General features: G+C 70.8%; 9 protein-coding genes, 2 tRNA genes and 1 pseudogene. 5 read left to right on the top strand and 7 right to left on the bottom strand.

What is annotated here, in order from left to right:
• Positions 1-231 precede the first annotated feature (231 nt).
• Together ABZY91_RS29915 and ABZY91_RS29910 are read right to left on the bottom strand one after the other, a co-directional pair.
• Positions 232-849 (bottom strand): annotated as a pseudogene (locus ABZY91_RS29915) (transposase); the annotation flags it as partial.
• Positions 850-1,031: 182 nt separating this feature from the next.
• Entirely contained in the window at positions 1,032-2,264 is a 1,233-nt protein-coding gene (locus ABZY91_RS29910; RefSeq protein ID WP_355405978.1) for a histidine kinase, read from the bottom strand.
• Positions 2,265-2,638: 374 nt separating this feature from the next.
• Between ABZY91_RS29910 and ABZY91_RS29905 the strand changes: the two genes are divergently transcribed.
• The gene (locus ABZY91_RS29905) at positions 2,639-3,721 is read left to right on the top strand and encodes an AraC family transcriptional regulator (protein ID WP_355405977.1); all 1,083 of its coding nucleotides are present in this window, start codon (positions 2,639-2,641) and stop codon (positions 3,719-3,721) included.
• A gap of 35 nt (positions 3,722-3,756) precedes the next feature.
• On the opposite strand, the gene ABZY91_RS29900 is transcribed toward ABZY91_RS29905, so the two are convergent.
• From ABZY91_RS29900 to ABZY91_RS29885, 4 genes are all read right to left on the bottom strand, one after another.
• Positions 3,757-5,169, bottom strand: a complete 1,413-nt coding sequence (locus ABZY91_RS29900) for an aldehyde dehydrogenase family protein (RefSeq protein WP_355405976.1) — start codon at positions 5,167-5,169, stop codon at positions 3,757-3,759.
• The gene (locus tag ABZY91_RS29895; protein WP_355405975.1) at positions 5,166-6,572 is read right to left on the bottom strand and encodes an NAD(P)-binding domain-containing protein; all 1,407 of its coding nucleotides are present in this window, start codon (positions 6,570-6,572) and stop codon (positions 5,166-5,168) included. The genes ABZY91_RS29900 and ABZY91_RS29895 overlap by 4 nt, the downstream gene beginning before the upstream one ends.
• A 229-nt stretch (positions 6,573-6,801) precedes the next feature.
• On the bottom strand, positions 6,802-7,602 hold the full coding sequence (locus tag ABZY91_RS29890) for a DUF817 domain-containing protein (RefSeq protein WP_355405974.1): 801 nt from the start codon (positions 7,600-7,602) through the stop codon (positions 6,802-6,804).
• A 467-nt stretch (positions 7,603-8,069) separates the two neighbouring features.
• Positions 8,070-10,934: an AAA family ATPase gene (locus ABZY91_RS29885; protein ID WP_355405973.1), complete on the bottom strand. Its 2,865-nt coding sequence runs from the start codon at positions 10,932-10,934 to the stop codon at positions 8,070-8,072.
• 447 nt (positions 10,935-11,381) lie between these two features.
• Between ABZY91_RS29885 and ABZY91_RS29880 the strand changes: the two genes are divergently transcribed.
• The 4 genes from ABZY91_RS29880 (at position 11,382) to ABZY91_RS29865 (ending at position 14,047) form a co-directional block, all read left to right on the top strand.
• A tRNA-Met gene (locus tag ABZY91_RS29880) sits at positions 11,382-11,454 on the top strand.
• Positions 11,455-11,527, top strand: a tRNA-Trp gene (locus ABZY91_RS29875).
• A gap of 238 nt (positions 11,528-11,765) precedes the next feature.
• Positions 11,766-12,800, top strand: coding sequence for a hypothetical protein (locus tag ABZY91_RS29870; RefSeq protein WP_355405972.1), 1,035 nt, complete (start codon positions 11,766-11,768; stop codon positions 12,798-12,800).
• 410 nt (positions 12,801-13,210) lie between these two features.
• Positions 13,211-14,047, top strand: coding sequence for a hypothetical protein (locus tag ABZY91_RS29865; protein ID WP_355405971.1), 837 nt, complete (start codon positions 13,211-13,213; stop codon positions 14,045-14,047).
• 59 nt (positions 14,048-14,106) lie between these two features.
• On the opposite strand, the gene ABZY91_RS29860 is transcribed toward ABZY91_RS29865, so the two are convergent.
• Positions 14,107-14,616, bottom strand: coding sequence for an NUDIX domain-containing protein (locus ABZY91_RS29860; RefSeq protein ID WP_355405970.1), 510 nt, complete (start codon positions 14,614-14,616; stop codon positions 14,107-14,109).
• Positions 14,617-14,695 lie beyond the last annotated feature (79 nt).

Here is a 14,695-nt window from a genome sequence, read left to right as displayed (position 1 = left end):
GGACCGGCGAATGCCCCACCTGCCACCGCGAGTTACCCACCAAACACCGACCAGGGCGCACCGGACCACGCCAGACCTAACGAAGTACTACTAGGTGTTCAGGTGCTTGATCCAGCGGCCCTTGGGCTGCAGGGCGGCGTGCGCGGCGACGACGCCGGTGATGACCGGAGGATCTCGGTGAGCTTCTCGCGGATCACCGCGACCCCGTATGCCTGTCCCGCGGCCCGGGGGCCGTCCGAGGAGTTCCACGGGCAGGTCGGCCAGGACGAAGGCGAGGCGGGTGACGTCGTAGCCGGCGTCCATCACTACGAGGATGTCCGGATCGTCGGCCTGCCAGTGCCCGGCGGCGATCAGGCGGTCGACGACGTCGCGGAGCTGGTCGGCGGTCACCGCGGTGGCGTCGTCCTGCGGGCCGAGACGGACCGCATCGAGCACCGCCGTCCACGAGGTGCGGCCGGACTCCAGCGCGGCCACGAAGGAGTACAGCCAGCCCGGGGTGAACTGCGATGTGCTCTTCGCACGCCCGTAGACATGGCAGAAGAGCCGATCGGCGCTGGTCGGCGCGTCCGAGCGCAGCCACGGGCTGACGTCCACCGCGAGCACGATCCGTCCGTCGGCCGCTCTGGGAAGAGGCAGGTCGGACAACTCGGCGCGGAGTCGGTCCACCTCGATCCGGCCACGGTTCAACCCGTCGTACAGCGCACCGTGTCCGCGCCGGTGCTCAGACGTCGGCGTCAGGTCGACCAGAGTCGTCACCGGTCCGTCGGCGCAGAGCATGGCATCGGTCAGCTCGAACAGCGCGTCCGCCCGGGCAGTGAGGAATCCGTAGAAGCCCGCACGGAAATCGGAGTCGTCATCGTGCCTTGCGGCCGAAGCACATGATCACGCGGACGTCGTCCGGCTGTCCTGCGAACACGAAAACCCGTGGTCAGCCAGGGGCCGACCACGGGCAGAGGTTGGGGGACAAGCTGAGTGGGTGACCGGCGAGGTGAAGGGGCAGCGGCTGGGTGGATCCGGCGGGGCCGGCGGGGTCAGAGCGGGACGCTGGCGAGCATCCGGAACCGGCCCGCCCCGGCGTCCGGGACGGTCAGCTCACCGTCGTGGGCGGCGAGGCGCTCGCGCAGTCCGCGCAGCCCCGTCCCGCTGCCCTGGGACGGGATCGGCACAGCCGGCACCCCGTCGTTCTCCAGTTCCAGCACCGCCCGGTTCCCCTCGCGCCGCAGCCGGATCGAGCAGTGGGCGGCCTCGCTGTGGCGCAGTATGTTGGTGGTGGCCTCGCGGATCACCCAGCCGAACACCGACTGCACGGGCAGCGGCAGGTCGTCGGCGTCCTCGCCCAGGTCGATCGCGCAGGCCACGTTGGCGGCGCGCAGGACGGCCCGGGCGCCGATCGCCTCGGCGTGCAGGTCCGCCGTGCGGTAGCCGCGGACGACGTCCCGGACCTCGCGCTGGGACTCCTGGGCGATCCGCTGCACCTCGGTCATCTGGTCGGCTGCCTCCGGCCGGCCCCGGCGGGCCAGTTGGACGGCGAGCTCGCTCTTCAGCGCGATGGTGGCGAGGTTACGGCCCATGACGTCGTGCAGGTCCCGGGAGAACCGCAGCCGCTCCTCGGCGACGGCCAGCCGGGCCTGGGCCTCGCGGGCGGCGTCCAGCTCCCAGACGACGGACTGCAACCAGGCGAAGCTGCGGCAGCTGAAGCCGACGGCGGCGAGCGTGATCAGGTTGCCGAGCAGCAGGCCGGCCGTGGTCGGGGCGCTGAGCCCGGCCAGGAGGGCCGCAGGGGCGATCAGGAGCTGGGCCAGCGCCCCGGCGAGGCACGCCCGGCCGACCGGCAGGCCCACGCTCACCGGGCAGAAGGCACTGGCCAGCAGGGCGGAGACGACCACGGCGGTGAACGGCGGCGCGTACGGACTGCCGGGCCCGCTGCCGTCCGGGCCGAGCAGCAGCACGGCCCAGGAACCGGCCACTGCCGCGACGCCCACGGCGACGAGCCAGCGCAGGTGGTCGGTGGGCCGCTTCAGGTAGTGGTCGAGTGAGGTGCGCAGGGCCCGCAGGGTCAGCAGGGTGGTGCCCAGGACGACGACCAGGCAGACCTGGGCGATGCCGTCGGTGTTCGGTTGGACGTCCGGGGCGGCGGCGATGGCGAGCATGATCAGCGGGAGCATGACCAGCGGCACGAGGTAGAGCGACCAGCGGAGGTAGAGCTCGGTGCGCTGCGGTTTGCTGGATCCCTTCCAGAGGCGCCTCGGCGTCAGGACGGCCATCTCTTCCGTGCCCCCTTCGATCAGGATTGTGCTGTGTTCTTCCTATCAGGTGGGGGAGCGGGATTCGTCGCGGCCGTGGCCACCCGCTCCGGGTCACGGCACTGCTCGAACTCCGGTTCGTCGCGCTGCAGCAGGGCGCAGCCCTCGCACCGACACGTGCCGGCCGAGCGCAAGGCCCGCAGTGCGCGGTTACTGACTTTGCCGCTTCGGGGTGATCGGCCTACTTGTGTAGCTTACTGTTGTTCGCTTGCGCGCTGTGCCGTTGGTCTGCGCTATCCGGGCGCCAGAGGCCGCACAGGGGACTTCGGCGGCCAGGTCATGCGTCCGGTGAGGCGATTCGCCTACGGTTGTCGCCGAGGAGGATGTGAGCGCGAATGTCCCTTGTCCCCGGTTCGGCGGGCCTTCCCGGAACCAACCGCAGCACGTCGGCGACGATCCAGCCGAACATCCTGCGCTATCTCGTCATCGTCGCCGAGGAACGTGGCGCCGATCTGCGCCCCGTGTTGAAGCAGGTGGGCCTGGACGAGACGGTCATGCGTTCCGCCGCGCTGCGGGTGTCGTACCGGCAGGGCAGTGCGGTGATCCGCCGTGCGCTGGAGCTCACCGAGGACGAGTGTCTGGGGCTGAGGGTCGGAGCGGCGCAGCACCTGACCGCGTGGGGGCTGGTCGGCTTCGCCCTGATGGCCGACGACACCCTCCGGCACGCCATCGAGACCGGGGTGAGGTACCAGAACCTGTCCGGGGCGATGGTGGTGTGGTCGGCCGGTGCGAGTGAGGACGACGGCGCTTTCGTGCTGCGTGCCGATCTTCCCGATCCCGCCCTGGATCCGGCTGTGGCTTCCTTCCTAAGCGGAGAGGCCTTCGCCTCCGTGGTCACAGTGTCCCGGCTGGCCGTCGGTGCGGCGTTCACGCCGAGGTCGGTGGAGTTCTCCTTTCCGCCTCCGCGGCATCAGGACCTGTTCGAACCCTTGTTCGGTTGCCCGGTCCGATTCGGCGCCTCCGTCAACCGTATGGTCATCGCTCCCGCGTGGGCCCGAACCCGGATGCCCGGCCGGGATCCGGTGAGCTACGCGGCGACGCTGGAGATGCTGGACGCGCAGACGGCTTCCCATCGTGACCAGCAGGATCTGCTGGAGGTGCTGGAGATCTCTGTCGCGCAGGCGCTACCGATGGTGCCTTCGTTCGGCGAGCAGGCGCGGCGGCATTCGACGAGCGAGCGGACGTTGCGCCGTCGGCTGGCCGGGTGCGGCACCACGTACGAGGCGCTCGTCGAGGGAGTGCGCCGGGAGCGCGTCGAAGAGCTTCTGCTTCGATCCGAACTGACGCTCGACGACATCGCCCACCGGGCGGGATTCTCCGACGGACGGGCGCTGCGCCGTGCGGTTCGCCGCTGGTACGGCACGTCCCCGGTCCGGTTGCGGGAGCAGATGCTCCGGGGGGCGGGGCGCGCGGGGTGACGGTCGGTGGTCGCGCCCGCCCGGTGTGGCCGGGATCAGCGGGTTCGGATCCAGATGGTCTTCTGTCTGGTCCACTGGTCGAAGGCGTCGGTGGATTTCTCCGCTCCCCCGAAACCCGACTGCTTCCAGCCGCCGAACGGTGTGGTGATGTCCCCCTCGCTGTAGGTGTTGACGGAGACCACGCCTGCCTCGATGCCGCGGGCCAGCCGCAGTGCGGAGTCGAGGTCGCGGGTCCAGACCGAGGCGGCGAGACCGTATTCGGTGGCGTTGGCCATGCGTACCGCCTCCTCCTCGGAGGAGAAGGTCTGGACCGTGACGACCGGACCGAACAGCTCCTCGGTGAGGATGTCGCTGTCGTCGGGGGCGTGGGTGACCACGGAGGGTGGGTAGTAGGCGCCGTGCGGAGGCAGTCCGTGGGGCAGGCCTCTGGTCCGGACCCGGGCTCCGCCGGAGCGGGCGGCCTCCACAGCTCCTGTGATCCGGTCGAAGGCGGATCGGTTGATGAGCGGTCCGATCTGCGTGTGCGGGTCGGCCGGATCGCCGATGACGAGCTGTCCTGCCGCAGCCGTGAACCGCTCCAGGACCTCCTCGGCGATCCTGCGGTGAACCAGGATCCGGGAGCCGGCCGTGCAGTTCTGTCCCATGGTCAGGAACGCGGCTTCGACCATGTTGTCGATGAGGTCGTCGCCGTAGGAGAGCGCGTCAGCCATCAGCACCTGGGGACTCTTGCCACCCGTCTCCAGCGAGACGCGCTTGAAGTTGCTTTCGGCGGCGCCCTTGAGGATGCGACGGCCGGTCGCGGTGGACCCGGTGAAGGAGAGTGCTCCCACGATGGGGCTGAGGGCCAGGGCCGCCCCGGCTTCCCGGCCGTACCCGGGCAGTACCGTGAGCACTCCGTCGGGAAGGCCGGCCTCGGCCGCGAGTGCGGCCAGGTGCAGGGCCGAGCGAGGTGTCGCCTCGGCCGGTTTGACCAACAGGCAGTTGCCCGCAGCCAGGGCCGGCCCGATCTTCCACGTGGCCACGGCCAGCGGGTAGTTCCACGGCAGGATCGCCGCGACGACGCCGACCGGTTCGCGGATCATGAGGCCGAGACCGTCGGGCCGGCCGGACGAGACCCGGCCGAAGACCTTGTCGGCCGCTTCGGCGAACCAGCGGAGTGACTCGATCGCACCCGGCACGTCGCCCGTACGGCACTCCGTGATGGGCTTGCCCGCGTCCTCGCTGTCCAGCCCGGCCAGGATCTCGGCGTCGCGTTGCATGAGGTCGGCCAGCCTCAGCAGGACCGCGCCCCGCTGCCCGGCCGGCATCCGCGACCACACCCCGGTGTCGTGGACCTGCCGGGCCTGCCCGGCGGCCTTGGCGACGTCGTTCGCGCTCGCTGCGGGCAGGGTGGCGATCAGCTCACCGGAGGCGGGACTGATGACCTGCAGCATCTTGTCGGGGTTCATACTTCCTCCACCGGCCCCCTGTGCCCGTCCGTCTTGTCGGTGAGGTCGGACCTGCTCATGCCCTCGCCTCCGCAGAGCGACGAGACCGCCCCCCGCGGAGGCCGGCCCTCGGTTCGCCAGCCCATCTCGCCCGCGACCTTCCCCAGGTACTTCCTGAACGTCTCGCCGTCGACGTAACCGGCATGGCGGGGCGAGTCGACGAACCTCAGCCCGCCGGACAGGTCCGGACGGTCGGCACGGATCATGCGGGCGAATCGCTCAGCGTTCGGCAACCGCTGCTGCGCATCATGGATGTACCCGGCGATCATCTGCGCCTGGGAGTCGAAGAGCCGGTACGCGCCGGAGTTGGTCTCGACGAAGCCGATTCCGAACAAGCCCTCGTGCTTGCGCGAGAACGACGACAGGTACAGATCCGGATGCTGTTCGTCGCCGAAATACTTCTGCGCGACCGGCACTTGGTGGCGATACCCCGTGGCCAGCAGGACGAGATCGAAGTCGTCCGTCGTGCCGTCCGTGAAGTACACGGTCTTACCCTCGGTACGCGCGATCCCGGGCCTGGCGGTGATGTCGCCGTGCTGGAGGTGGTGGATCAGCATCGAGTTGACGACCGGATGGGTCTCGAACAGCCTGTGGTCCGGCTTCGGCAGACCCAGGCGCGTCGGGTCACCGTTGATGATCCGCAGGAGGGCGCCGAAGACCCGCTGCGCCAGCCACATCGGCAGGTGCGGTCCACCGTCGGAGACGGTGTCCACCGGCCGGCCGAAGAGATGCTTGGGAATGAACCAGTACCCGCGTCGCATGCTGATCACCGCGTAGGCTGCGGTTCGGGCCGCGTCGCAGGCTATGTCACAGCCGGAGTTCCCCGCGCCCACGACCAGGACCCGCTTGCCCCGCAGTTCCTCCGCGTCGCGATAGCGGACGGTGTGCCGGACCTCCCCGCTGAACTGTCCCGGCAGCTCCGGGACGTTGGGGTGCCATTGCGAGCCCGTGCACACGACGACCTGGCCGTGCACGCTTGCCGGCCCGTCGGTCCGGGTGACGGTCCAGGTGCCGTCCGCGTTCTTCTCGACGGCATCGACCTCCACGTCGAACCCGATGCGGTCCGTCAGTTCGTAGGTGTCGGCGAAAGATCTCAGGTACGACAGGACCTGCCGGTGAGGGGGGTAGTCCGCGAAGTGGTCCGGCATCGGAAATCCACCGAAACCCGACAGCGTCCTACTCGAAATGAAGTGGGCCGACTCGTACATCGGGCTACCTGGATTGTCGATGTCCCAGATGCCGCCGGACCGGGTGTACCGCTCCAGATGCGTGTACGGAAGATTCCGTTCCGCCAGGGCCCTGGCGGCTGCCAGTCCGGCAGGCCCCGCCCCGATCACGCAGGTGTCGTGCCGGCTTGGCTCCACGCGTCCTACCTCCTCGTTCAGTACTTCACTGACCTTGGAGGAAACGTATTCACTCGTCGTCCGGCGGGAGCTGACTCAGGCGGCCACGGACCGGACTTCGGCGGCCACACCGCCGCCCCGCCATCCGTCCTCGCCGGCGGCACGGCATCGTCCGAACCTCGTCGTGACCGGACTTCCTTGCCGTAGCCGAGTCGGCGTACCGGGCCCCGCTACGAGAGGCCGGAAGGCGTCAAGGAGAGCGCGGACTCTTGGGCGGCCGAAGTCTGCCGATCGTTGCCAGGACGAACGTGACACTGATCAGCAGCGTCCATGCGCCGATCTTTGCGGGAGCAACGGGCTCCCAGCCCTGTAGCTGGTGGGGGTACCGCCAGGCACCGGAGTAGGTGGCCAGGTTCTCCGCCAGCCAGAGGAAGAAGCCGATGAGGAGAAACGACAACGCGAGAGGCATGCGTCGCCGGTCGCCGCGGACGCGGTAGCTGACCGTCGTGCCGGCGGTGACCGCCAACAGCATGGCGGCCAGTGGCCAGCGCGCGTCGGGCAGCCAGTGATGGGTGAAGAAGTTGACGTAGATCAAAGCCGCAACCACAGCCGTCGGCCAGCGGCGGTAGCGGGTGAGCCGCAGGTCGAAGAGGTGCCAGGCGCGGCACACGTAACTGGCGACAGCCGAGTAGAGGAACCCCCCGTACAACGGGACGCCTCCGATCTTCAGTACCGCCGGCTCCGGATAGCTCCACGAGCCGAGGTGCACCTTCACCAGCTCGAATACCAGTCCGATGACGTGGCAGACGGCGATGACGGCGACGTCGCGACCGGTCTCCCAGCCGCACCGCCAGAACGTCAGGGTGAGCAGGATGCCGTAGACGACGAGTATGTCGTAGCGGGCCAGCGGCAAACTCGGCAGCGCGGTGGAAGCCGCCACACCTGCGAGCAGCGCGATGGCGTAGGCACAGGCGCGGGTCTGTCTCCAGGTGAAGTCGGTGAGCTCTCGACACAGCTGGGCCAGGTAGCTGGCGGGGGTGGTCACGTGCATGGGTGGCGGTCCAGAGTTGTTGGTCCGACGCGTCACCGGGTACTCGGGGACGGCGGCGCTTCACGCGCCGAGCCCGCAACACGCACCAGCGGCCTGCGCTTCCGTAAGGTTTGCTGCTCCAGGGCTCGAACAGGGCGGGTGGGTCATCGGGAGGGCCGCTGCTCCACAACCGGTGCTTCGAGGCCTTGGGGTGGTCACATCCTCCGGTGTCAACCGGCGGGCGTCGTCAGACTCCTTGCCGATCAGCTGTCATCCTGAAGTCGTACTGAAGCGCGCCCTGTCGGTGGCGGTTGAACCGCCCGGCACACAGCCGCGACCCGGTGGACCCGACCGTCCAGGAGTCCGCCGCCTTCTCCGGGCGCAGGCGAATCCTCCGAACGCAACGCCGAGCGGACTGCCTCACCGGCGGCCGGAATGCCGCAGTCGCCACCAGGCCGCCGCCCGCCGCCGTCACTACCGGCGGCGTCTCAGCCGGGTGGGTCGGTGAGGTCGGCGCGGGTGGTGCGGAGTTTGGCGAGGATGCGGGCGACGTGGTTCTCGACGGTGCGGGTGGAGAGGAAGAGTGCGGCGGCGATGTCCTTGTTGGTGGCGCCGGTGGTGAGGAGGTCGCGGATCTGTTCTTCGCGGGGGGAGAGGCGGTCGCCGTAGCCGGCCCGGCCGCGGGGGTTGGAGGTCACTTTGCCGAGTTCCCGCAGCGTGCGGTGGCAGCGGGCGGCGTCGGAGGTGGCGCCGAGGTGTTCGAAGGTGGCGATCGGTGCGGTGAGGCGGGTGGAGACGTCGTCGAGGTCGGTGCGGGTGCGGGCGGCGCGTTCGGCGGCGAGGGCGGCGGGGTAGGGGCGGCCGATGGCGGTCCATCGTGTGGCTGCGAGGTCGAAGGCCGTCATCGCGGCGTCGGGGTCGTGGGCTTGCAGGAGCAGGCCGTGGCACAGGTGGTGTTCGGCGGTGGCGCCGGGCGCGTCGCGGCCCTCGGTCCCGGTGGTGTGGCGTGTGGTCAGGGCCTCGGCTTCGTCGGTGCGGTCGAGGGCGAGGAGGGTTTCGACGGCGGTGGGGACGAGGTCCCAGGCGTGGGTCCAGGCCTCCTTGCGGTCGAGGAAGGTCAGGAAGTCGTGCGGGTCGGTCAGGGCGCGCCAGGCGGCGTGGGGGTCGTCGCGGTTGAGGTGGAGGCGGGCGGCGCCGGCGGCGGCGGCGAGCGAGTCCAGGTGCAGACCCTCGCGGGTGAGGACCTGTTCGAAGGCGTCGGCGGCCTGGGCGGTGCGGCCACGGGCGGCGGCGACGAGACCGCGGACGGTCGCCAGCAGCCCACCCGCGTCCAGCGGACGATCCGGATAACGCTCGTGGAAGGATTCCAGGCCCCGTTCGGCCTCGTCCCAGCGCCCGGCCTGCCAGTCGAGCACGACGCGGAAGGTGTGAAGATGCAGGTCCAGCGTCTGCATGTTGGTGCGCGCCACCAATGCGGTCGCCTCGGCGAGGGCCTGCGCGGCCGACCGGTCGTGGCCGACGGGGAGAGCGCCCCCGACACTGGCTGTGAGGAAGATCGCCGTGCCCTGGAGCATCTGCACGTCGTCACTCTCGCGGGGCAGCACCGCCACCAGCTCGGCGGCGGCGGGATCGGCGGCCACGCACTGCTGGCCGAACCTGGCGAGGTGGAGCAGCATCTGCGCGTAGTGGTCCTCGCCGGCCGCCGGCAGGGCGAATCCGCGTTCGACCATGGCCCGCTGTTCGGCGAGTGAGAACCGGCCGGTCCTGGAAACACCCAGCAGGCCGAGCATCCTGGCCGTGGAGACCGGGTCGCTCTCCTCCACCTCGGACAGGGCGGTCAGCATCTCCTCCTCGCCTCCCGGATCACCCTCCTGGTACATCAGCGCCATCGCGACGGCCGATCGCATCTGGCCGCGAGCCGCCGTGGGCAGGCCGGGCAGCAGCATGATCCGGCGCAGCGCCGCCACGGAGGCGGTGCGGTCCGTACGGAAGTGTGCGGCCACGGCCATGGCCAGGGCCGCGCGGGTGAGCTGTTCGGAGGTGAGGCCGGGCTGGTCGAGGATCTCGCCCAGCAGGGCGGCGGCGGTGCCGTGGTCGCCGACCGCGGTGGCCTGGTCGGCGGCTGCCTGGGCGCGGGGCAGCCAGGCAGCCAGGTCGCCCAGGGCGCGGGAGTGGTGGGCGATCTGCACGAGTGGTGGCGGCTCCTGGGACAGCAGCACCTGAAGGATCCGCCGGTGGGCCCGGTTGCGTACCGGCCCGGGGATTGCGCCGTAGACGGCCTCCTGGGCGAGGGCGTGCCCGAACCCGTAGGAGTCCGGGCCCACCTGCCGCAGCACCGCTCCGCCCAGGGCCTCCAGCAGGGCCGCCTCGCCCCGGTCCCCGTCCAGGCCCGCCGCGTCGGCCAGCAGCGACTGTCCGGCCGGGACCGCCAGGACCGCCGCAGCGTTGACCAGAGCGGCGGCGTCCGGGCCCAGCCGGGCCCTGCGTTCGGCCAGCACCTCGCTCAGGCTTCGCGGCACCCGTAGCACTGTCAGGTCCGTGCCGGGCGGCACGGCGGCGAGGGTGACCAGGTCCTCCTCGATCACCAGCGGCAGACCCCCGCTCCGCTGCAGAAGGGCCCGCACCAGGGCCGGCTTCGGCCGGTCGCCGAGTACGTCCCGCGCCATGGCCCGCAGTTCCGGTTCGCCGAGTGGCCCGAGCCGGATCTCGGCCCCGCCCGTGCCCGGCGGACGGCGGAACGCGGCACCCAGCACCGGCCGGCCGACCGGAAGGTCCTCCGCCCGGTAGGTCAGTACCAGCGCGGTGTCGGCGGGCATGTCCCGTGCGAGCAGGAGGAGGAGCTCCCGGGTCGCCTCGTCCGCCCAGTGGACGTCTTCGACCACCAGCACGGTCGGGGCCACCGCCTCCAGCAGCGTCCGTACCCCCGACGCCACCCGGGACCGCTGCCCGCTCGACCCGGGGGAATCCGGCGGCGCCGGCGGCGGCGGGGGAGGCAGCGCGCCGGCCAGGTCGGGCAGCAGCGGCGCCAGCGCCCCCGCCGACACGTCCAGCCGCTCCACGGACGGCAGCCACGCTCCGACCCGGCGCAGTGCGTCGACCACCGGCCCGTAGGCCAGTGGTTCACGCAGCGGATGGCAGCCGCCCACCAGTACCCGCAGGCCCTCGGTGCCCAGCACCGTGGACGCCTCCGCGACCAGCCGCGACTTGCCGATCCCCGCCTCGCCCTCCACCAGGACCACTGCCGGGCGTTTCCCGGACACCGCGCCCAGCAGTGCCCGCATCTCGCGTTCGCGACCCGCGAACGCATACCCGCGCACACCGCTGGAGGCCTTGCCGTCACCGAGGTCGTTCACAACCGGCTCCTGTCAGACCTGCGGCCTCCCCACGTGGGGAGGAGTTCGGCCTCTTCGTCCACGGTAGTCACTGCCGCCCCGGCCGGGACGGGAGGGACCGCCGTACCGGATCACGTCCACCGTAGTTCGGCCTGTAGCAGACCGCCGAGACCTCCCGTTTCCGCCGGGCGCACCCGTCGACCGCTGACGGCCGCACGCGACCTGCTGCTGCGCGGCATGCCCGACAACGACGCTCACCGCGAGCTCGACGCGAACGTCTTCGGCGACCACGGGAAGCCGCAGCGCGGGACGGTGCAGGCGGATGTGTGACTGGTGACGGCAGAGGATCGGACGCCGGCCGGCTTGCTTCGCCGGGGCCGCCTGACATGCTCTGTGGCGCACCGGAAAACCGGGTGACGCCCGGTGGGGCCGTGCCGCAGAATCAAGGCACGCGGCCACCAGGGCCGACAGCCCGTAGCTCAGTTGGTAGAGCACCGCCCTCATAAGGCGTAGGTCGCCGGTTCGAGTCCGGCCTGGCTGAGCGGGTGTAGCTCAACTGGACGAGCAGCCGTCTCCAAAGCGGCAGGCTGGGGGTTCGAGTCCCTCCACCCGTGCACACGAGCCCGTGCTCCCGGCCCCGGCGGGTTCGCTGCGCCGCTCGTCGGGCCCCCTGCCGCCGGCGTCGACCCGGGTCGGGGAGTGTGGGTTCCCGGTCGCGGTGGCGAGACGCGGCCGTCTGCATTCCGGGGTGGTGGCGGGCAGCCACGTCCGGATTCGACGGCGGCCCCGGCCATGGTGCCGTCGGCCCTCGTCGAGGCCTGGTGTCGGACGACACTCCTAGACTCCCCGGCTATGGAAGAGATCTTCGAGCTGGGCCGGATCACGTGCCCGTCCGGTGACCTGGTGATCATCGACGGCGGTTACCTCGGCATGTGGAGCGGGGACGAGTCTCCCGCCGGGATCGATCCCGAACAGTTGGGTGTCCACGACCCGGCGATGGCTGACGACATCGTCCGCGCGGTGGACTTCGAGATAGTGGGGCCCGACGCCGAGGCTGCCGCGAGGTCCTTCGACCGGCAGCCGGGAACGACGCTGTACGACATTCCGGCGTCCGGAGTCGCGGAGGTGGCCGGGCACTTCGAGGCGCACTGCCGTGAACGTGGCCTCGATGCCCGGTTGGAGCCTTTCGACGGCCGGGTGCCGCATCGGGAGCGGGTCCGCCGATGTGGGGTGGCAGGCGGCGGGAGCTTCCTTGCCTTCGGCGTTCCGGCCGTCGCGCTCGGTGGTCTGCCCCGCGATCGGGCTCTTCCCGTGGAGGCGACCCGCGTCGGCGACGGATCGGGGTGGGCGGAGATGCGGGTCAGGGTCACCGATGTGCCGGTGGCGAAGTCGGTCCCGCTGGGGGACATCTGCGTGGACTGGGCGCGAGTGGCTTTCGGCGACGCCGACTCGCTCGGGGCCTGGGAACACGACGAGCCGTTGGACGGTCTGGCCGATGTGGCCTTCTGGGGTGGCGCACAGGACGAGGTGGCCCGAGATTTCGGTGCTCCCCGGCTCGGCGCGACTGGCGAGGAGGATCTCTACGGCTGGGCCGACCTGGAGATCGCCGAAGCAGTGGAGAAGGCCGAGGCGTTGCTGGCCTGGAAGGACGCGCATCCCCGACATGGCCTGGTGTTCGACTTTCGGCCGCACTCCCACCACTGGCAGGCGATGCGCGAGGTGCGTTCCTCGGCCCTGGAGGCGGGCACCGTCGAGGTGGGCGGCGCCCAGGTGCTGTTCTCGATGACCAGTTGGGGTGACGGATGGTTCCCCGTCTTCGCCGACCTCGACGAGAGCGGCGGTCTTGTGGCGGTACGACTCTCCTTCACCGACGAGGACGCCGAGTGAGGCGCTGCCCGGACACCCGCTTCCTTTGCTGACGAGGATCCGTGAGCGAATTCCCCGAGCGTGTTCGTCGCGCTGGTCTGTTGACTGCCGGCCGGGCCCGCGTTGTGTCGGAGGGAGGGACGTGTCGCCCCGCCCTCCGGGGGCCAAAGGAAAGTTAGGGCAGCCTTACCTGAATTTTGCTTGGCCGTATCCGCCAGTACCTGCCCGGGAGATCGAGGTTGCCCAGGTGCGGTCACCGGAATTGCCCGGACATAACGATCCTCCTCCGAGACTGTCCGAAATTCGACTGTCGGCCTAGGCTCTGGCCCGTGTCGATCCTTCGAAGACTTCGCGCTTCAGGCCCGCGAGTGCGGCCGGAACTCGACGACGCCGCCCTCGGTCGCGTGCGGCGCCAGCTGAATTCCGCCGCGATGCCGGGCCAGGATGCCATTCGCATCGAGCAGGTCGAGCGGCTTCTCCAGGAGGCCGGTACGGACTGGGACCGTCGCGCACACCGGTTGGCCGTCCTCGCCGAGGCCGCCGCGCCCTCGTCGCTCGCCCGCTTCTGGCGGCTGCGCCGCCCGAACAACGCCAACCCTCAGGTCTTCGAGGCGTGGGTGGAGCTGGTCCGCGGCCGGTACACGGGACGGATGGAGGACGCCCGAGCCGCCACCGACCACTGTTACGGTGCCGCCGAAGCGTCGCCCGACGACCCGACCCCCTGGGTGGTGCTGCTCGGGATCCTGCGCCTGACGCGCGCGGAGTCGCGCGAGCTGTTCGCCGTCTTCCACGAGGTGCGCGCACGCGACCCCTGGAACCGCGAGGCGCACCTGCAGATGCTGCGCTACCTGTCGCCGGAGGAGTGCGGTTCGCGCAGCAGGCAGTCGGAGTTCATGGACGCGTTCCGGGCCGTGGTGCCCCCGAACACGCCGGCCGTGGGCGTGGAGCTGACCGCACTGGTCGACGAGCACGCCCGGATCGCCGCCCGGGGTGGCATCGAGGCGCTGCTGGTCCGCCGCCAGTGGACGAACGAGCGTGCCGCCCGGGTGCTTGACGCGGCCGTGGCCGACTGGCCCCGCCCCGGCCACCTACGGCACGCGGCCGCCCTGGCCGACCTCAACGTGCTCGCCTTCGCCCTGGTCCAGGCGGGCCGTTCGCGTGAGAGCGCAGACACCTTCGACCTGCTCGGTGACGTGGCCACCGCCTGGCCGTGGTCGCTCGACGGCGACCCGCTCCGCCAGTTCGGTTACTGGCAGTCCAAGCGCTGACCCGGGGTGTCCGCCCGGAGGTGGCCTCCGCGTCCGGTACGGGGTGGCCGGCCCGGCCCCTACTCGGGGTCGGTGTCCTCGTCGAAGTCTCCCAGGTGCAGCACGGGCTCCGGGTGGGGCCCGCCGACTGCCGTCAACAGCCTGGTCAGGTGGGAGGCCATCCCTTTGGGACGGACCGTCTCGGAGGTGGCTCCCAGTTCCTCGGCAGCCCACCAGCGGTACCCGTAGCAGGCCTCGGCCGTGTCGATCCTGATCGTGCTCGCCTCGGCGGCAGTGACGCGGGCCAGGCGGTACTCCTCGTACTGGTCGAAGCGCTGCCCGTCGACGGTCAGGAGCGACTGCCGTGTCCAGACGACCGTACTCAGCCGCTCGACGGGCAGGGACAGCGCCGTCTCCTCCCGCACCTCGCGCACCGCGGCCTGGGCGTAGTCCTCCCCGTCCTCCACCCCGCCGCCGACGGTGAACCACCACTGCGCGCCCGGCCTGCGGGGGTCCCGGCCGCAGAGCAGAAGGAGACGATCACGCTCGTCGATCAGAAGGACACGGGAAGTCCACCTCTTCAGCATCATGGGCACCGACCCTACAACCGTGGACCCGAGCACCCCCCCCAGAGCCCCCTGCGAGTGCACCGGTCGGTACCGGTCGGCA

This window comes from Kitasatospora sp. NPDC002965 (assembly GCF_040611255.1).
Lineage (GTDB): Bacteria > Actinomycetota > Actinomycetes > Streptomycetales > Streptomycetaceae > Kitasatospora.
Note: the sequence above shows the minus strand (reverse complement) of the source record. Positions and strands in the feature narration are given on the sequence as shown.